At 43.9% G+C, this 20,056-nt stretch carries 14 protein-coding genes; 6 read left to right on the forward strand and 8 right to left on the reverse strand.

From position 1 onward, the window contains the following. Nucleotides 1-25: 25 nt before the first annotated feature. Complete coding sequence (gene rnr / locus AC0VYA_RS19155) at nt 26-2,272, forward strand: ribonuclease R (RefSeq protein WP_475489325.1); 2,247 nt, start codon at nt 26-28, stop codon at nt 2,270-2,272. A gap of 117 nt (nt 2,273-2,389) precedes the next feature. Here rnr and AC0VYA_RS19160 read toward each other — a convergent pair whose 3' ends face one another. From AC0VYA_RS19160 to AC0VYA_RS19170, 3 genes are all read right to left on the reverse strand, one after another. Next, the gene (locus AC0VYA_RS19160; RefSeq protein WP_475489326.1) at nt 2,390-3,025 is read right to left on the reverse strand and encodes a DUF2238 domain-containing protein; all 636 of its coding nucleotides are present in this window, start codon (nt 3,023-3,025) and stop codon (nt 2,390-2,392) included. 69 nt (nt 3,026-3,094) lie between these two features. Continuing rightward, entirely contained in the window at nt 3,095-3,562 is a 468-nt protein-coding gene (locus AC0VYA_RS19165) for a hypothetical protein (RefSeq protein ID WP_475489327.1), read from the reverse strand. A 51-nt stretch (nt 3,563-3,613) separates the two neighbouring features. Next, on the reverse strand, nt 3,614-3,868 hold the full coding sequence (locus tag AC0VYA_RS19170) for an HP1242/YdcH family protein (RefSeq protein ID WP_011576498.1): 255 nt from the start codon (nt 3,866-3,868) through the stop codon (nt 3,614-3,616). A gap of 370 nt (nt 3,869-4,238) precedes the next feature. Here AC0VYA_RS19170 and AC0VYA_RS19175 point away from each other — a divergent pair, with 370 nt between their 5' ends. From AC0VYA_RS19175 to AC0VYA_RS19190, 4 genes are all read left to right on the forward strand, one after another. Beyond that, complete coding sequence (locus AC0VYA_RS19175) at nt 4,239-4,742, forward strand: LEA/WHy family protein (protein WP_475489328.1); 504 nt, start codon at nt 4,239-4,241, stop codon at nt 4,740-4,742. A 118-nt stretch (nt 4,743-4,860) separates the two neighbouring features. Then, nucleotides 4,861-5,298 carry a cytochrome b562 gene (locus AC0VYA_RS19180; RefSeq protein WP_475489329.1) on the forward strand — a complete coding sequence of 146 codons (438 nt, stop codon included), beginning with the start codon at nt 4,861-4,863 and terminating at the stop codon, nt 5,296-5,298. 206 nt (nt 5,299-5,504) lie between these two features. Continuing rightward, nucleotides 5,505-7,016, forward strand: a complete 1,512-nt coding sequence (locus tag AC0VYA_RS19185; RefSeq protein WP_475489330.1) for an acetyl-CoA hydrolase/transferase family protein — start codon at nt 5,505-5,507, stop codon at nt 7,014-7,016. A 167-nt stretch (nt 7,017-7,183) separates the two neighbouring features. After that, on the forward strand, nt 7,184-7,435 hold the full coding sequence (locus AC0VYA_RS19190; protein WP_475491097.1) for a hypothetical protein: 252 nt from the start codon (nt 7,184-7,186) through the stop codon (nt 7,433-7,435). A gap of 103 nt (nt 7,436-7,538) precedes the next feature. Here the strand turns inward: AC0VYA_RS19190 and dgt are convergent, their stop codons facing one another. Both dgt and AC0VYA_RS19200 read right to left on the reverse strand, forming a co-directional pair. Then, nucleotides 7,539-8,987, reverse strand: coding sequence for a dGTPase (gene dgt / locus AC0VYA_RS19195; protein WP_011576503.1), 1,449 nt, complete (start codon nt 8,985-8,987; stop codon nt 7,539-7,541). A gap of 156 nt (nt 8,988-9,143) precedes the next feature. Further along, on the reverse strand, nt 9,144-9,956 hold the full coding sequence (locus AC0VYA_RS19200; protein ID WP_011576504.1) for a hypothetical protein: 813 nt from the start codon (nt 9,954-9,956) through the stop codon (nt 9,144-9,146). 557 nt (nt 9,957-10,513) lie between these two features. On the opposite strand from AC0VYA_RS19200, the gene AC0VYA_RS19205 reads away from it, so the two are divergent. Then, a complete protein-coding gene (locus AC0VYA_RS19205) occupies nt 10,514-13,156 on the forward strand; it encodes a TonB-dependent receptor (protein WP_475489331.1) in 2,643 nt (880 codons plus the stop codon). Nucleotides 13,157-13,222: 66 nt separating this feature from the next. Here AC0VYA_RS19205 and AC0VYA_RS19210 read toward each other — a convergent pair whose 3' ends face one another. From AC0VYA_RS19210 to AC0VYA_RS19220, 3 genes are all read right to left on the reverse strand, one after another. Further along, nucleotides 13,223-16,222: a tetratricopeptide repeat protein gene (locus AC0VYA_RS19210; RefSeq protein WP_475489332.1), complete on the reverse strand. Its 3,000-nt coding sequence runs from the start codon at nt 16,220-16,222 to the stop codon at nt 13,223-13,225. A 522-nt stretch (nt 16,223-16,744) separates the two neighbouring features. Further along, complete coding sequence (locus AC0VYA_RS19215; protein ID WP_475489333.1) at nt 16,745-18,367, reverse strand: putative bifunctional diguanylate cyclase/phosphodiesterase; 1,623 nt, start codon at nt 18,365-18,367, stop codon at nt 16,745-16,747. Between the two features lie 255 nt (nt 18,368-18,622). After that, nucleotides 18,623-20,011, reverse strand: coding sequence for an efflux transporter outer membrane subunit (locus AC0VYA_RS19220; RefSeq protein ID WP_475491098.1), 1,389 nt, complete (start codon nt 20,009-20,011; stop codon nt 18,623-18,625). Nucleotides 20,012-20,056 lie beyond the last annotated feature (45 nt).

Raw genomic sequence — 20,056 nt, forward strand, 5'->3', positions numbered from 1 at the left:
GCGGCACAAAGAGAATTTTATTAATTTGAATCAAACCGCACAATTATCCACTATCCGTACGTATGACAACCCCATCCCTGGCCGCGAGTTCATTCTTAGTCTTTTTAGTAGCCTAAAAAAGCACTTAAATCGCGAACAAATAGCAGATGCTTTAGCTCTCAATTCCCCTCAAGAAAAAGAAGCACTTAGAAGACGTTTGCGCGCAATGGAGCGTGACGGGCAACTATCATTTCAACGCAAGGGTTATCAATTAATTGATCCTGATTCGCTGGTTAGCGGCCCTATCAGTATTCACCCTGAGGGTTTTGGTTTTGTTACCTATAGCGATGTCGAAAGAGACTTGTTTCTGCCAAAGAGCCAACTGAACCATGTATTTGATGGTGATGTGGTACAAGTGCTAGTAGAGCCTGGGAAAAACGCAAAACGTGCCTACAGTAACCTGATTAAAGTACAAAAGCGCAATACCACCCACGTTGTGGGTATGTTGCAACGCAAAGGTAAGCATTACTTTTTACTGCCTGATGACGTTAAAGTTTCACACACAATTCATGTTGAACACAGCGCCTTAAACCAATCGCGCGTCGGCCAATATGTGAGTGGCAAAATTACCCACTACCCTGACTTTCGCCAAGAAACACAAGTTGAAATTACTGAAGTATTAGGCAATGCAACCGATGCTGGCATAGAAAGCACATTGGCGCTTTATCGCCACGGTATTTCTGACCAGTGGGATAAAACATTGCTCGACAAGGCAAATACACATGGCACGCGAGTATCACAAGCGGACAAAGCACAGCGCACAGATTATCGCAGTTTGCCGTTTGTCACTATCGATGGGGCTGATGCGAAGGACTTTGATGACGCCGTTTTTTGTGAGAAAACTCAAGCAGGAAATTGGCGCTTATTGGTAGCAATAGCTGATGTGTCGCATTATGTATTACCCAATGACGCGTTGGATATTGAAGCGCAAGCGCGCGCCACATCGATTTATCTGCCAGATCAAGTTGTCCCTATGCTGCCCGAGGCATTGTCTAACGGCTTGTGCTCGTTGAATCCGCATGAAGACCGCTTGGTGATGATGTGTGAGATGACTATCAACGCAACAGGGCTCGTTACTCAAGCAGCTTTTAGCGAAGGCGTGATTCAATCTCATGCACGACTAACCTACAATCAAGCGAATGCGCTCGTCACTCAGCCAAACACTAAGCTTGGCAAAACCACCGCCGCTTCTAGCCCAGCCATCGTTCCCCATGTTAAGGATTTACATGCTCTTTTTCAGGTGCTAATTAAGCAGCGTAAGCAACGCGGTGCGATTGATTTTGAAACGCGAGAACTTGCACTCAAGCTGAACAAACACAAAAATATTGCGAGTATTTCTCCCGTAAAGCGAAATGACGCTCACCGCATGATTGAAGAATTTATGTTATGCGCGAATGTCGCTACGGCACAATTTTTACAACGTCATAAAATTCCTAGTTTATTTAGAGTGCACTTAGGTCCACAGCAAAAGAAACTCACGGCATTACGTGCATTTTTGTCTGAGAAAGGCTTAACCCTTGGCGGCGGAGATAGCCCAAGCCCGCATCATTACAATGATTTGTTGAAAAAAGTGAACCACAGGGCTGATGCCAAACTTATTCAAATGTTGTTATTACGCACGCAAAGCCAAGCGGAATACTCCCCCGAGAATCAAGGGCACTTTGGTTTAGCCTATGAGGCGTATGCACATTTCACCTCGCCCATAAGACGCTACCCAGATTTGTTAACCCATCGCGCGATAAGAGCAACGCTACGAAGCAATAAATTCGCTAATGACGCCAGCAAGTCTGAATCCGGTTTCAAACGGTTATTGCGTCAATTAAAGCTCAACGTATCAATCGGTAAGGCTGTGCCGAATAATGCATACCCCTACACGGCTGAAGAGGTAGCGCTTTTAAGTCACCATTGTTCTGGGCAATCGCGTTTAGCTGATACGGTTAGCCGAGAAGTCGAAAGTGCACTTATGTGTAAATACATGCAACCTTTCATCGGTGACACTTTTGGTGCCTCTATATCAGGAATGAATAATGCTGGTTTGTTTGTGACGCTTGAAAATACAGGAGCAGAAGGTTTAGTCAGTATGATGAGTCTACCAGGCGAGACATATACGTTTGATGCCCAAAAACAGCAAGTCACCAACGGACAGAACACTCACCGCATAGGCGATCATTTAACGGTCGTGTTAAAAAGTGTTGATATACGCGCTCGAAAAATGAGCTTTGAACTGGCATAAAGCAGGTGGTTATCCCTTAACTACAGTAAAGCCTAAGGTCGATAAATACTAACTCCAGTAAATAATTAACCACTCAGCGACAGCTTATTGGAGTTGGTATTAACTGTTTTTTACTCGCTATGGCGCTTTGACGTTCGGCTGGCGGAATAACCTAAATAGATAGAAAAACAAAGCGGCTATGCACGACCCAACAAACGCAATACCCATATCTTTTTGCGCATCCCATATGTCTCCCTGCGTGCCCAAATAGGAATCTCCCTCTGCAGGGAAGAAAATGTCGGCAACCAGCCACTCTAAAATTTCATAAAGGGCACTGACTGAAAGTATAAGAGTGATGGGCAAAAAGAAGGCAATTCGCGGTGGGTATTTTATCCATACTGAAAAGCACTCTTTCATGGGATAGTAGAGCAAAAGGCCGAAGCTAAAATGAACGAGACGATCATATTGGTTTCTAGGCGAATGAAAAATATCTTGAAAATAAAACCCTAAAGGGTTCTCGGCATAAGTATATTTTGAACCATATACATGCAAGCATAAAAACACACAGAGTAAAAAATAACTCACAATACTGAACTTGTATTTTCTGTAGGTAATGATTAAGAATAGCAGCGAAATAACCGTCAGCGTATTTTCAATAAGCCAATTTGCAACGTCGGTGGTACCAATGATTGAATTAGTCCATACGGCGATAAACACCAATATGAGCAGCAGCAACCAACCCAAATCTGTTGTTTTATTGCCGCCGTTTACCATTTATCTTCCACACCCTTATCCACTTGAGCTCAGTGCTTAACCCAACCCGTTAGTTGACAAAAAAACCTGTTATCTGTTGATCTTGTGGCAGTTCGTGCACCCGCCTGACACTTTCCCTGCGGCAAAATAACGAGGTTGCTCTAACGATGCGGCAATTCTGGCTTCGTCTATTTGGCTGACGAAACCTTGCATATAGTCTTGCATAAACGGGTGATTGGCACCCATGTCACCTGCTTTTAAATTCGACGCTATTTTGCTCATATTGCCTAGCGCCTTGAGCACCTTTTCCCGTTGCAATTCAGGCGCACTTTCAGCCCCTGCACTCGGCATATCGAGAGCGACTTCGAGCAAAGCCATCTGCGCTGCGAGACGATGCATATCAGAACTCAAATCCGCTTTCTCAGTATATTTGAATTCTGGCGGGTAGGTCACTTTGCGCAGGTTCGAGTTGAATTGACTACTACACCCTACCAACGCAATAGTACATATCATAAAGACGCTGACTAGTTTACTTAATGTCACTGATAATCGTTTCATTGGCATAGCTTCTTCATAGGGGTAGCTTCCTTATTCAACTCGACGTTTCAACTACAGCGCTTGCTCTGTTTTTTGGATGATATTCAGCAATTCATCTTTGAGATGAACACGTTTTACTTTGAGTGACTCAATATAGTCATCTTTCACTGGGGTATTTCGACTTTCCAGATCATGTACTTCGCTTTCCAGTGCATGATATGCAGTGAATAACTTAGCAAAATGACTGTCATTCATTTTAAGGTGACGAATGGTGTGATGATGCTCAGGAAGATCTTTTACCAATGAGTGTTTCTCAAGTTCTTGCATAAATATCCTAGGTTGTTAAAGCTTAATCCCATATTAGCCAGATGCTTGTTAAACATATTGATCCTCATCATTTTTCAGCCTGATATACATTAAGAGCAACAGGCTTATCATGTCATTTCTAAACACTGAACCTTAATGTATCTTTTGTTAGAAGTGACCGCCTGACGTGAATGGTCAGCTATATAAGCGGGGATACTGGTAAGCGAATCGCCCACCCTATGCACAATGAGTTCAACTAAGCTGTGTTTAATTAAGCTGTGCATAACTGAGCGACGCATTAGTAAGCGGCGCATAATATTTGACTCCCCTACCCACTGCGGCGATGATGTGCCTTCTTCTAAAAATGGGGTTTAAAAGGAGCTTCTAGAATATGCAGCCAAACCTTCAAGGACGTGCAGTGGTACTTACACGGCATATCGTCAAGCTAATATTCATCACCATGATGCTGTCATCTTGCGCCACCCTTACCCCTGATTTTGAGAAGCCTGAATTGCAGTTAACCAACTTGAGTATGCTGCCGGCTCAGGGGCTAGAGCAGCGATTTCGTCTGACGTTTCGAGTGACCAATCCGAATAATATCTCTTTCCCGGTAGACGGCATGAACTTTAAACTGAGTTTGCGTGGTTTGCAGGTTGCTACAGGTGTGAGTGATAAAAAGTTTGTACTTGAGCCTTTAAGCGACAATACCTTTGATGTTGACGTAAGCGCTAGCCTATTCAATTCCGGTCGGGTAATACTTGATATTATGAATTCTAAGCCTCAAGCATTGGCCTACGAGATCAACGCTAAAATATTCACTAGCAAGGGATTATGGGGAAACATTCCTGTTACCCGCAGCGGAGTTATTCCTTTTGGCTTAACCCAGCCCCAGTAAATCAATCTGGTACCTGATAGGTTTACACTTACCGCTCACTTTCAATTCCTTTTAAGTCAAAACTAAAGCCCTGCCCATCTGTGCTAGACTGCGCTCGATTTTATTTTATTGAGTAGAAATGATGATGTTAAAGCACCTAAGCCTAACGCTATTCGTTTTGTGTGGCCCTTTGTTGCTGGCCAAACAAGCGGTTGCCCAAGAGCCCATAAAAGCAGTTACGCAGAGCAAAGATGTAGAAGCAACAATGAAGTCGATGTCTTTGAACTACAAGCAAGCTATGCGCGCAACTGAGTCAGACTCCATGCTCGGCAACGTGAGTGAACTACAACGCTTAGTGGCATCAGTACAATTAGTTGAATTTGATAAAAAACGCCAAGCCATTTTGCAGCAAGGCTTGAGTGAGGTGCAGTCACAGCTGAGCCTGGTTCATAACAGTTTGACACACAACGATATCACGGCTGCCAAAGCTCAATTGGAAAAAGTGGCAGAACTGAGAAAGCGTTATCATAAAGAGCGAAGCCCCAATATCTGGCAACTCATTTTCGGCAGTGAATAACGATTTACATTGGCTAGCATTCATCAACTTAACTCAATAAGAATTAAAATTTAACCTTAATTAAACACATGGAAAACATAGTGTTATCAAAAATTACCAACCGTTACATTTTACAGCTCATCTAAGACCCAGGTCTTATATCCACTTCTTTTTACGTCAGTAAAGTACGAATTAACTATCGTTTTATGCTGTTTTTAGGAGTGCGCATGTTGCCTTTATCACGTGTTGAGTGTCCCATTTTACGCAAAAAAATCATGTCGGCTGAAGAAGCTGTTTCTTTTATCGAAGACCAGCAAACCATCGGCATGAGTGGTTTTACCGGCGCTGGCTACCCCAAGTCGATCCCCGCTTCGTTGGCAGAAAAAGCCAAAGCATTGCACAGCAACGGCCAGCCCTTCAAAATTAACTTGTGGACGGGTGCATCTACTGCGCCTGAACTTGACGGTGTACTCGCAGCCGTAGACGGCATCAATATGCGGCTACCCTATCAATCTGATCCTATTTGCCGTCAACAAATTAACGACGGCATAATGGATTACGTTGATATTCATTTATCTGAAGTATCTCAGTACGCTTGGTCAGGCTTTTTAGGCAAGATGGATGTCGCCGTTATTGAAGTTGCCGGCATATTAGCAGATGGGCGGATTGTTCCTTCATCTTCGGTTGGCAATAATAAAACCTGGGTCGAGCAAGCAGATAAGGTGATTTTAGAGGTCAACACTCAGCAAAACATGAAGTTAGAAGGAATGCACGATATATACTATGGCACAGCGTTACCACCACACCGCAAGCCTATTGATTTGAATTCTCCGTCTGACCGCATTGGCGAAAAGTACTTGTCGATCCCTGTGGAAAAAATTGTCGCCATCGTTGAAACTTCAGCACCAGATCGTAATAGTCCTTTTACCCCGCCGGATAAGGTCTCGAACCAAATCGCTGAACACATTCTTGATTTCTTCTCCCATGAGATTAAAAAAGGTCGCCTACCCAAGGAGTTACTTCCTATTCAATCGGGTGTGGGCAATATCCCAAATGCGGTGTTGAGTGGACTAGAGCAAGGCGGTTATCGCAATTTAACCGCCTACACTGAAGTTATTCAAGATGGCATGCTAGGAATGCTGAAATCTGGTTCATTGTCTGTGGTGTCCGCCACGGCATTTTCACTTAGCCCCCAGGCACTGGATGAATTTAATGACAATATCGACTTCTATCGCGACAAAATTATCCTAAGGCAACAAGACATTAGTAACCACCCTGAAATCGCTAGGCGACTCGGTATTATCGCCATGAATGGTTTAATCGAAGCAGACATATATGGCAATGTGAATTCGACGCATGTAATGGGTTCACGCATTATGAACGGTATTGGCGGGTCGGGGGATTTTGCGCGTAATGGTTACTTATCGATATTTATGACGCCCTCTACCGCCAAAGGCGGGGCAATTTCTGCCATTGTGCCTATGGTATCCCATGTTGATCATACTGAGCATGATGTGAAAGTCATTGTGACCGAGCAAGGCCTTGCCGATTTGAGGGGCTTGTCGCCAAGACAACGGGCGAAAGTCGTCATTGAAAAATGTGCTCACCCGCAGTTTAAAGACCGACTGAATGATTATTATGAGCGGGCCTGTGCGACAAAACGCGGTATGCACACTCCGCATAATTTAGATGAGGCATTAAGCTGGCATCATAACTTTGAAACGAAAGGCCAAATGTAACGAATACACCAGGCATTTGATTTTAGTATTTCAAATTTTTGCGAAGTGGTTAATTTATTTATTGGCATTGATTTTATTCATTAGGTACTAGCGTGTTTGTTTATCTTATTGCTGGCAATATACTGTCGGCAATAGGCTTAACCATATTCACAAAACGTAAGATATTAATGGCAAAACCAAATTCAAAAGCCCCCAGTAAAAGCGTCGATATTTTTTGTGCTGGCTGTCAGCAGCAACTTTTTCGCTATAAAAAGGGCGGTAAAGGGGCCTTAGTAAAATGCTTTAAAGAGAGAATAAGCAAAGATTTCACCAGCGTTGAAGGGACATGCCCCAAGTGTGAAACCATTTTTGCCAGAGATACGTTAGTACGTGGCACACCCGCACTGAAAATAATCGGCGGTAAGGTGCGCTTCAAATAAACTGCGCGTTACTTAGACTTCGCTCCAAAAGATTGTGTTTTACCTAAGCTTGGTTATATCCTAGCTATAAAACAGATAGCAAGGATACAACCCGCCGCGGTGCTCAATCCACCACCATGAGTGCGCGGTACTCATCATACGCATATTGGTCTGTCATGCCGCTAATATAGTCTTGTAACAATCGGCAACGGTAGTAAAACTCTAGCTCCTCACTGGCATCATGATGGATGGCGTGCAAATAGGCTCGCAAATGCTTACCTGGCAGCTTTTTCACTAACCTTTTCGCTAACAGTGGTGCGTCTTTTTCTTGCTGATATACCCTAGAAAATTGTGCTTTCGTCAGCCTCAATAGTGGCTGATAGCAATCAAGCAAACCACTAATGATTTTGTAACCTTGCAACTCCCTTGCTTCAACCTCTTTGTTGCAAAACGCGTACTTCAGAGCGACTTTTTTAAATGCTTCAGATAGCGCATGGGCTGTACTTCTATCTTCTAACAGCGCTTGATTAAACGACCCATGAAATATGCCGTCGATATTATTGATAAAGCGTTCAACAGCATGAGTCACTAAGGGGTGAAGTACGCCCACTCTTAAAGAAATAAAGAACTGACTGTCTTTTGATATATCATCCGCCTGCGCGGCTTTATAGGCTTTTGAGGTTAAACTTTGCATGGTATTTTTGCTGGTATCCAAGCCGAATTCAGTCAGCAGTAACAGAAATTCTTCACACAAAGACGCTTGCAACTGTTCAATACCCAAGATGCCTTTTTCAACGGCATCTTCAAGGTCAGCGATACAGTAGGAGATATCATCGGCAGCTTCCATGATGTATGACGCAGGGTGACGATGCCCAACCTTTATGCCTAAGGTGTCACACAGGGTTTCGACATACTCTTTTTCACTGAAATAAAAGCCGACCTTTTTTTGTAAATAGCCAAGCTTATCGCTTTTATCAGGTTTTACATCAGTACCGCAGCGGGTGTATTTGAGTATGCCTGCCACTTGACTAAAAGTGAGATTCAATTGTAATAGCGAGTGTATAAGCCTTATCGCTTGAGCGTTACCTTCAAAGTTGCAAATGTCTCGTTGTAAGGCCGGATTGAACGTGAATTCACCGTCGCTGTTTGTGGGAAATGAATCTTTCAGCTTGAGAGCAAACCAGTCATTAATTGCCTGCTCACCGAAATGGCCGAACGGCGGGTTGCCTATGTCGTGCATGAGACACGCCATTTCCACCACGCTTTCTAAATGTCGTTCGAATTCAGATAGGTTGTATTCCGCCTGCTTAGCGCTATCTAATTTATTGAATATGCTCTGAACAATAAATCGCCCAACTTGCTGCACTTCTAATGAATGAGTCAGCCGGCTTCTCACCGCGGCGTTTCGTTCTAGGGGGAATACTTGGGTCTTCTGCTGCAACCTGCGCACCGCTGCCGAATTGATAATACGCCCGCGATCACTTTCAAAATCGAACAGAATCGATTTGATGGACTCTCTGTTTCTCGTATTGTGAAGTCGATGACTCGTTAGCTTTTTAGAAAAATCAATCATGGATACGTCTTGCAGTATTAATGTTCATCGACAATACAACAGTGGTTCACTACATGACACTTTTTTACACGAAATAAAACAACGGCTTAGGCCCAACTTAATTCAAACTAATGCTTTGCAGGTACCCTAAAAAATACGCCCCGTGAACTAACTACCTTACGCCTTACTGGACTGAAGATATCGCAAGCGAAATTTCTGCACCCGTTTATCAAATTTGTGCACTATCCGACCAATGCGCCCGCTGTACACGTGAATAAGCTCAACATTTCTAGCCATTAACACCGCACTTAAATATTTCTCATGCAAAATGGCGACACTTTTATTTCGAATAACGTCGTTATCACTTGAATGAGCACGATACCAGCCTTTTCCTGTTGGCCTGAGCCAACTATTGATATGTTCTTGCATGGGAGTATCGACAACGGTTTGATCAAAATAAATCGATTCGTCAGTGACTTCTTTCACTGCGGTGCACAGCCGTGTATTGAGAAAAACCAGCGCTTGGAACGCAGTATAATCCAACACGAAAAAGTAAGATGAAATCCATTTAGATAAGGGTAACTTATCCACTTTATATTCTATATTACGGCTATCAACCCGCCCTAAAATGAATCCCTTTTGGCGCTTTGCAGCCTGTTTCGATTTTAAATTATACAGCCATGCTGTTAAGGGAGAAAAATAGTGGTTTTTGTCGAAGGTGTCATTTGCGAAGCAAAATAGATCGCCATCTTGCAAGGTATAATTCTCTTCTAAATATTGCTTACCAGCTTGCCAGCCAGAGAACTCAAAATAGCGGTTATCCCCAGGAATAAATTCAATATTATTTAACGATGAGCTATGTATCTGCTCGCCATTATTGATGACCAGAATTTTGGCTTTTGTTCCGCTTGAGGTGAGAAACCGATGGAGACGTAATAGCGATTTTTCTAAATTAACGGGGTCATATATCAAGAAAAGGCAATATATCATGTGTCACTAACTTCGTTAATGGGTTTGAGGTAGTGCTGCTCTACTGTACATCTAATGGCTAAGTAAGGTTATTTGCTTTGCTGATCATTAATCAGAAAAGAAATAACAACAGCTTGCTGTGATGCCTAAATAATTCACAATGTCTGTTCAAATGTCGCCTGAACATCCGTGTTTGGCATATTTATAGCGCCATAATGACACATTAATCTGCGCCTGTTGAGAGGCAGAGCAACCAGATGATTGATTGAAGAGCAAAGACCCTCACACACAAACGTCACGCAGCCCAATAAAATTGGAACGTTAACTATATCAATGGGTAAGTTAAACACTCATAAAAAATATTCATGTTTAATGTGTCAAATCATGACAGGTAAAAATCGATTGGCGATGCTATTTTTCGACAACTATAGTTGCTCTATCCCCATGATTATAAAGCGGGGTTTCCAATAAAAACGATAACGAAATACTGGTCAGCAAATCTCTAGTTGTGCACCTGTTAACCAGAAAAAATGTTCACCAAACATGGATAAAATCGACGAACAAAAGGACACGCACATATGGATAAAACTAACACCTGCCAGTTTAAAAAGAACCCCATCGCACTCTTAATTTCGCTCACCTTGGGTTTTCCCATTCCCATCGTTAGCGCACAAGAAATCGAAGAAGAAGTAGAAACACTTCGCCTAGAAACCATAACTGTTGAAGCGCAAAAGCGTCGTCAAAGTATGCAGACGGTGCCTGTTTCAGTTAGCGCCTTTTCCGGTAAGCAACTTAACCAAGCTGTGCTCAAAGATATTTTTGATGTCGCTAGTATGGTGCCTGCCTCCTCTGCGTTTCAAACCCAGAATGTGACCAACACCAGCTTCTCGATACGCGGTATAGGCACCTCGTCACAAAATTTTGGTTTGGACCCATCGGTGGGGCTTTACGTTGATGGTATTTATCGCGCGCGCCAAAGCTCTATGGTCAACAATTTAGTGGATATTGAAGCTGTGGAAGTTCTTCGCGGCCCTCAAGGGACACTGTTTGGAAAAAATACGCCTTCAGGCGCAATACTGATCCGTTCTGTTGCACCAAGCCACGATGGCGCGAATAATTTTATCGAAGGTACAGTCGGAAATTACGGTTTAATTAATTATTCCGCTGCGGCGTCCCTGTCTGCGATTGACAATGTACTGGCATTGCGCGTGACAGGTTTTGGTAGTCAACGTGATGGTTTCGTTAGCGAAGTCAACTCAGGAAGTGACGTCCTAAATGATCGAGACCGCTGGGGTGCGAGACTTCAAGCCTTATATACCCCAAGTGACGATGTCACTCTGCGCATTATTGCTGATTATGCAAAAATTGATGAAATTTGCTGCGCCGCCCCAGTACAAGTCAGTAATGCTCAAGCCACTGGTATAGAGGGTAAATTTGGCACTGACAGTCTCCTATCTCAAGCGCCGTTTAATGCCACTATATTTGATGGCAGTGACTTTTTTGATCACAAAGTCGCGCTGTCATTCTTACCTGAGTCACAGGTAGAAGATAGCGGGTTGTCAGCTGAGTTAAATTGGAATATCAATGAGCAATTTACCTTGGTGTCTATTTCCGCTTATCGTAATTTCGACTCCTATGACAACATAGACAGTGACTTTACGGATGCTCATTTGTTTGGTACCCGAAATGACTCACAGCAAAATTCGTTCTCCCAAGAATTACGAATTGATTACACTAGTGACCACGTCACAGGGATACTCGGTGCTTACTATTTTAGGCAAGACTTGGATCTCGATTACAGCTTGTACACGGGCGAACAATTCAATGACTTTTTTCTGGCAGGCTTCGCACAAGGAGCATTTAATGATCTGCTCGCTGGCATTGATGCCTTGAGCATTGCAACCAATGGCCTTGTTGCAGCGTCGGCATCACCCGCCCCTGCATCGACCAGCTTTGATCACCGCGCAGATCAAAAACATGAAAGCTACGCTATTTTTGGTCAAATCGACTACCAACTTTCCGAAACGCTCACCCTAACCACAGGTTTACGTTATACCGATGAAAGTAAAGATCTCTCGACTATTTTTAGTGAAGTGTTACCCGCAGACTCGGTTTTTCCAACCTTCTTTACCTCGGTTGGTGATCCAGCAGCCCCTGAGTCAATTGTGCCTGGGTCACTACTTTACGGTGCAGGTTTAGCCGGTAACGTCTTGGCGGGCATTCAAGCCAATACGATTGATATTACAACGGCTAACGGCCAGGCAGCACTGGCTGCTCTGGCCCCGTTTCAAACGCTGGGTTGGGGGTTCAATCCTCTTGGCGCCATTACCGCTGCTCGCTCAGATATTTCTGATACCTTAGATGATGACCAAATAACCGGCACGCTGAAACTCAGCTACACCCCAAATAGAGACACGCTCATATATGTTTCATACGGTACTGGTTATAAGTCTGGGGGGACCAACACTGATCGAATTACAGAAGGTTTCGACCCTATATTCGCTGCTGAAAAATCCAGATCGCTGGAAATTGGTATTAAGAAAGACTTTCCGGAACAAGATCTTAGGGTTAACGCCGCAGTACACTCAACCAACGTTGATGACATTCAAGCGAATACATTTACCGGCACAGGTTTTAATCTACAAAATGCAGGGGATTACAAAACCTCTGGTTTAGAAGTAGAGCTAACGTGGCTGCCAACAGATACCATTGAAGTCGGTTTTGTGTATGCCAGAGTCAACGCGGAGTATGACAACTTTATGCGCGGCAATTGTTGGATAGCCTACACGTGGCACACAGGTATTACCGATCCTGGGCAGGAAATTTCGGAATCGGGTGCGCCAAATCCTTATTGCGATCGCTCTGGTGACCGCCCAACTGGCGAGCCAGAAGACTATGCCATGTTAAGAGTGAAAAAAGATTTCACCATTAGTGATGGCGTCGATGCCCATATCGTAGCTGAATACTCTTACACGGGGGATGTCGTTTTAGATGGCAGTAATGACCCGTTCGCCGTGCAAGACTCATACAACTTGCTTAACTTGCGTTTCTTTATGAATTTCGCGAAATACGATATGGATTTGGTTTTCTGGGGTCGCAATGTGTTGGATGAAGAATATATTAACCATGTGAATTTTAATACGCCTCTGCAAGAGGGTAAATTTAACGCTTATATTTCTGATCCTGCTACATTTGGCATCACACTGAGAAAGCGCTTTTAAGGACAATATCTAATACCGTTCCATGGTAATTGGTATGAGCAAAGAAACCGGTAAATGCCGGTTTTTTTATTGCCAACGGGCATCCCTAGCATTGTCTATATTACTGCGCATGGCGCTAACGAATGGGTGGTCTTTGTTATAAATTGCTAATCCCGTGGCTAACGCCAATTCATAATATTCAATCGCCTTTTTAAACTCTGCTTTCGCGTACCATGCGCTACCAAGGTTGCTTCGCGTCGCGGCCACATTCGGATGATTTTCGCCCAGGGTTTGTACGTAGATCGACAGCGCCTTCTCATAATACGCGATAGCTTTTTCGTACTGCCCTTTTGCTTGCCAGCAACTGGCTAAACTGTTCTGGCGGATCGCGACTGACGGATGGTTTTCCCCCAACACGCGGATCCCGCTTTTCAGTGCTAATTCATAGTAGCTAATCGCTTTGTCATATTGCTTAAGTGCTTTAAAAACGCTCCCTAGATTACTGCGCCTTTTGGCCACTGCTGGGTGATCTTCACCAAAGTGTTTAATCCCCCCTTGTAGTGCTAACTCATAATATTGTATCGCTTTGTCGTAGTCTCCCAACGATTCCCAAGCACTGCCTAGATTACTTTGTCTGATGGCCACCGCAGGGTGGTCTTGACCAAAGGTGTTGATCCCACTGTTAAGTGCCAATTGATAGTATTTAATCGCCTTTTCATGTTGTCCCTTCGCTGACCACAAACTGCCTAAATTACTCCACCTTATAGCTACCGACGGATGGTCTTCTTTGAAGGTTGCAATACCGCTACTAAGGGCCAATTCGTAATATTCTATTGCTCGGTCGTATTGGCCTTTTCCCTTAAATATTCTGCCCAAACTACTGCGTATCTCGGCAACATCTGGGTGCTCTTCCCCCAAGCTTTTAATCGTGCTAGCCAAGGCCAGCTCATATAAGCCTAAGGCTTTGTCGTACTGGCCCTTAGCCAGCCAGAGACTGCCCATATGGCTTTGCGTTGTAGCCACGACAGGATGCTGTTTACCGAGCGATTGCTGCCCCCCTATTAAGGCCAGTTGATAGTATTCATTGGCCTTATCAAACTGCCCTTGTGCTTGCCATGCACTGCCTAATTGATTGTATGTTTTAGCGACTTCTGGGTGTGCGTTGCCGTATTTTTTAAGCGTGTGTTGCAGGGCCAATTCGTAATATTCAATTGCCTTGTCATAATCACCTTGAATTTGCCACAGGCTTCCTAAAAGCCTGCGCGTAACGGCGACGTTAGGGTGGTTATCTCCAAAGGTTTTTGTATCACTGGCAAGCGCCGAGGCATAAAACTCCATTGCTTTGTCGTACTGACCTTTCTCCTGCCACACACTGCCAAGCTGCCTGCGCGTATCAGCCACTTCGGGATGACCCTCAGTAAAAGTTAACAAGCTACTGCTAAGAGCAAGTTGATAGTACTTGATAGCCTTATCGTATCGACCTTTAGCTTGCCAAAGACCGCCTAACAGGCGATGTGTAACGGCCACATCTGGGTGCCCGTCACCAAAGGTTTTTATATCACTGGTTAACGCCAACTCGAAAAACCCTAAGGCTTTGTCGTATTGCCCTTTCTCCTGCCAAACCCGGCCGAGCTGACGCCGAGTTTTGGCCACGCTTGGGTGACTCTCACCAAATTTGAGCAGATGGCTCTGATAGGCTAAATCATAAAAGCCGATTGCCTTGTCATATTGCCCCTTTGCCTCCCATAGGCTGCCAAGTAGTGCATGGGTTAACGCCACATTTGGGTGATCTTCACCAAATGTATTTATCTCGCTTTCTAACGCTTGCTCATAGTAATTTTGCGACTTCGTGTATTGGCCTTTGGCTTGCCATACGCTCCCTAGTTGACGATAAATACTGGCAACTTCTGGATGGCTGGTGCTAAAAATCGCCAAACTACTGGTAAGCGCGAGCTCATACAGTTTTGTTGCTTCATCAAACTGACCTCTGGCTTGTAAAAGACTGCCCAAACGCTTGCGCGTGTCCGCAACACTAGGATGGTCACCTCCGAACGTCTTAATGTCACTCGCCAACGCTTGTTTGTAATACACCAACGATTTGTCGTATTGACCCTTTTTATGCCACGCGCTGCCCAATTGCCTGCGCGTGCTAGCAACGTCAGGGTGGCTTTCACCAAAGATTAGTATGTTGATTTGCAGCGCTTTTTCATATTGCTCGATCGCTTTGGTATATTGACCTTTGGCTTCCCAAGCGCTACCTAAACTGTTCAGCATCACCGCTACAAAAGGGTGGTCTTTTCCAACTGAATTTAAACTGCTTGTTAAGGCAAGCGTGTAGTATTCAATCGCTTTACCGTACTGCCCTTGAATTTGCCAAACATTACCCAGCTTATTGCGTCTAGTAGCCACAGTAGGATGATTTTCACCCAGTTGACGTATGCCACTTTCTAAGGCTAATTCGTAAAGCGCTACCGCCTTTTTATACTGTCCTTTTGCTTCCCATGCACTGCCTAGATTACTGCGCCGAATTGCCACCGAGAGGTGGTCGTCTCCCAAAGTGGCAATGCCGTTTTCCAGTGCCTGCGTGTAATATCGAATAGCCTCGTCGTAGGCGCCTTTAGCTTGAAATACTAACCCGATATTGCTTCTTAACGTTGCAATAAAAGCGGAGTCCTTGTGCAAGTTTTTAACGCTACTGGCCAGCGCTAATTCATAGTACTCGAGGGCTTTATCGTATTGCCCTTTGGCATACCAAACTAATCCCAAATTGCTACGCACAGAAGCGATTTCCTGATGCCCATCACCGTAGTTTTCTATGCTGCTAGCAAGTGCCAACTGATAATAAGAGATTGCCTTGTCGTATTGACCTTTTGCTTTGTACGCGAGCGCTAGATTATTGTGTGCTGTCGCCACATTAGGATGTGCTTCGCCAAAGTGATTAATGTCATCTTCAAGAGCTTGCCGAAAAGCTTCTATCGCTTTGTCATATTCGCCTTTACTGTACCAAGACGCCCCTAACTGGCTGTATGTCATCGTGCTAGTGGTCTGGCTGTTTTGACCGTTGGCAGTGATGAGGATTGCTGGCAAAAAAACAACAATGAGGAAAAGAAGTATTTTATTTAAAAAGTGTGCTGCGTAACCTGATGATGTCTTTGTTTGGCGGGGCTGCTTAACAAAGGATTTAAAGTGACAGTGATGTTTTCCGTTCATACGCACTCAACTACCCAGTTCGAATCTAACCAATATTGAGATCAAATGATAATTAGCTGACACGATGAAAGTGGAGTGATGAACCTTGCTTACCTAACTTTATTTGGTCAGTTTATATCGTCGTTTTTTTGAGTTCTTCAAGAAAGAAAAGATTCAATATACGAGGTATAAGAAACACAGCATCCTAGCTCTTCACTTTATAGTAGTAAGTCTGAGTTAAATGTCTATCAATCAGCGCGATTAGTCAGCTTGTCATACCAATCACTTCTCATTTTTCAGTAGGTTAGTGCCTTATCACTGTTGGAATAACCAGGTTTCATGCTCGGCCTAAATAGATAAGAGAATATTATTACACCTAATTACATGGTGAGTATTTCAGCTGATGTTGACCGTTATATCTTATTGAGTAATGGGCCTATGTGATTCAGCAAATTGAATGAAAGATTTTATTTTTAATGGCTTGCTGTAATAGTAACCTTGGGCGTGATCACAGCCCAAAGATTTAAGAAGCTGACCGGTTTGAGCATCCTCCACCCCCTCAGCAACAATGTTACAGCCTAAATGTTTCGCCAGATAAATTGTTGACTTAACGATTGCCAAATCATCTTCACTTTTTAGAATATTACTCACAAAAGAGCGGTCTATTTTTATCTGATTCACAGGTAGGTCGCGCAATAACGCTAAGGAAGAATAGCCTGTGCCAAAGTCATCAATACTAAAGGCCAACCCTGTGTTTGCAATCTGTGCCATGGTAGTTTTGACCCTAGCGACATCTGTCATCATCGCGCTTTCTGTGACTTCTAGCATCAGAGCATGCTTACTCCAATCGCATTGACTGAATATCGAGTTAATATTATCCACCAAGTGAGGACTTTGCAGGTCCTTAACAGACAAGTTGAGGTGCACGCATAAGCTCAATTTTGATTGATTGAATAACTGAATATCTTCTTTGACGATATTCATCACCCATTGGGTTATTTGGGTTATCAGCAGGCTTTGTTCTGCGATTTTAATGAATTTATCTGGCGCAATATAACTTCCATCTAATTGAGGCCAGCGAATTAACGCCTCAGCCCCATTCACGCTGCCATCGGATAAGTCGATAATAGGTTGATACCAAAGTTCAAACTCTTCCAAAGCAACAGCTTGCTTTAAACGCGTCGCAATACTTAAGTTATCAGCGGCACCCGTTTCAAATGCTGATGAATAATGGCTAAACGAGCTGGTGTTTTTCTTACATTCATACAAGGCCAAATTCGCTTGGCCAAGCAGTATTTCGGCAGAACGGCCAAGCTCAGGAAACCCCGTACCTCCAATACATGCGCTAACACTTAGCTCGTAGCTTTCTATCTCGAAATTTTCGTCCATAGTGCTGTGAATCAATCGTGCGATATCATCGATTCTGTTTGCTGATTCATTTTCCTTTTGGCTTGTATTTTCGTTTACCATTGCTGTCGATACTATGGCAAATTCATCCCCCCCTAAACGATACAAAGTACACGTATTTGGCAGAGTTTGGCCAATTTTTAGTCCAACCTGACAAAGCAGTACATCACCGAAATAATGGCCTAACGCATCGTTAATTTGCTTGAACCGATTTAAGTCGAGGATCAATAAGTCAAATTGTTCTTCATTTGCAATAAGCGCCTGCATGTCTTGCATCAAATACGCTCGATTCGCCAAACCCGTTAGGGGATCGTGTAACAAATTACTGCGTTCTTGGGCGGCAAGTTGATTTAATTTCACCATGCTTTTTAAGCTAAGACGTGTCACTAGAAATACAAAAAAACCACCCGCCATCATGATCGCTGAGACAATCACATCCGCGGTATTAATCGTCATTTTTTGCACGAAATAATAAAAAACGCCAAAGTAACCGAATACAAAAAATACGACCAGGCTGCGCAGCACTAGCCATCCTAAATTGCTATCCGTTTTGTAGATGTGATTAACAGGGCGAACACTGATTAGCAGAAACACGCATCCACAAGCAATCATCAACACAGAGAAAAGATACAACACTGCTGGTTCCTAGTAGCGAAATGGCATTGAGACGAGTTGGCGATTAGATTCACCGAATGACGCGCTTATTAGCGCGTCTTATATCAGAGTAATGTAGTCGATATTTAAGTAAAAAATATAAATAAATTTAAAAAATTAGAATATTTAATTCGTCTTAATCGCCAAATTCGAGTTGTTAACCTCCCCGAATTCAGCAAAAAAGACTGGGGTCACCGTCATACTTTGCCACACCAAGCTAGATTAAGCCTATTTACTTTAAGGATTATAATCCGCGTTATTGGCCACAACATCAGCGTTGCCAGTATCAGCTAAGCCACCACCTAATACGCGATATAGAGTAACCCTGTTGACGAGATCTGTTTGGCGAGTACTAATCAATGTTTGACTCGCACTGTACATAGTACGCTGCGCCTCTAGTGCATTTTGGAAACTGTCCACGCCACCTTTATACCGCGCAAGTGATAAGTCATAGCTGCGTGTTGCTGCTGCAACCAATGCCTCTTGTGCATCGAGTTGTTCCTGAATGGTCGCATTGCGCGCTAAGGCATCAGCCACTTCTGAAAACGCACTTTGAATCGTATATTCATAAGCCGCTAAGAATTTCTGTTTTTGAGCCTGGGTAAACGCCAATTGGGCATCGTTCGCACCGCCAGTGAAAATAGGAATGTTCAAACTCGGCGCCAATGTCCAGATTGAGCTTGCGCCACCACTGAAGATATCCGCTAACACCGAGCTTGCTAACCCACCTGTAGCTGTTAACGATAAAGACGGGAAAAATGCGGCTCTAGCGGCACCGATATCTGCATTTGCTGATTTCAAATCGTGCTCTGCTGAAAGTACATCGGGTCGTTGTAATAACACATCAGACGATAGCCCAGCTGGAACATCACTCACGAAATCGGCATCATCCGGTAACGCACTGGGCAACACTGTGGCATCAATTTGCTGACCAACCAATAAGCGCAAAGCATTGATATCTTGTTCTACTTGGGTGTTGAAACTGGCAATATCAGAGCGAGCTGTATGATATACGGTCTGTGCACTGGCCAAATCAATCTTAGAATCAACTCCTAACTCCAAGCGTTTTTGGGTGATCTCCATTGTTTTTTGCGCGTTGGCCGCTGTTTCTTTTGCAAGGCTGAGCAAACTGCTGTCAGATGCAAGCGTCAACCAAGCATTGGCCACTTCCCCAATTAAGGCAATCTGTGCTGCCTTAGCGGTTTCAGCACTGGCTAAGTAACTTTGCATATCCGCTTCGCTCAAGCTGCGGTTTTTACCGAATAAGTCAATCTCGTAACCACTCAGACCCGCTTCTGCCTGATACAAGGTTGAAATGTCGCCATCAGATGATTTCGCTCGTGTACCACTTAATCCTGCAGTTATCTGCGGGTATAGATCTGCTTTTTGAATACGATAGGTAGCACGAGCTGATTCAACGTCAGCCAAAGTTTCACGTAAACTTCTGTTGCTGCTAAGCGCCAGCTCTATCACTTGGGTTAAGCGAGGCTCGTGAATAAATTGCCTCCAAGGTAACTCAGCCGCTTTTTGCGATGTTAACCCTGACGTTTGCTCCAGTGTTTTGCTTTGCTGTTGCGCCCAATCGCTCGCTATGGGTAATTCCGAGCGTTCGTAGTCTGGTGCCATCGAGCTACACCCTGCCAATGCGATGGCACACACCACTGATAATAA

Source organism: Paraglaciecola sp. QJM3NY_14 (assembly GCF_056173245.1).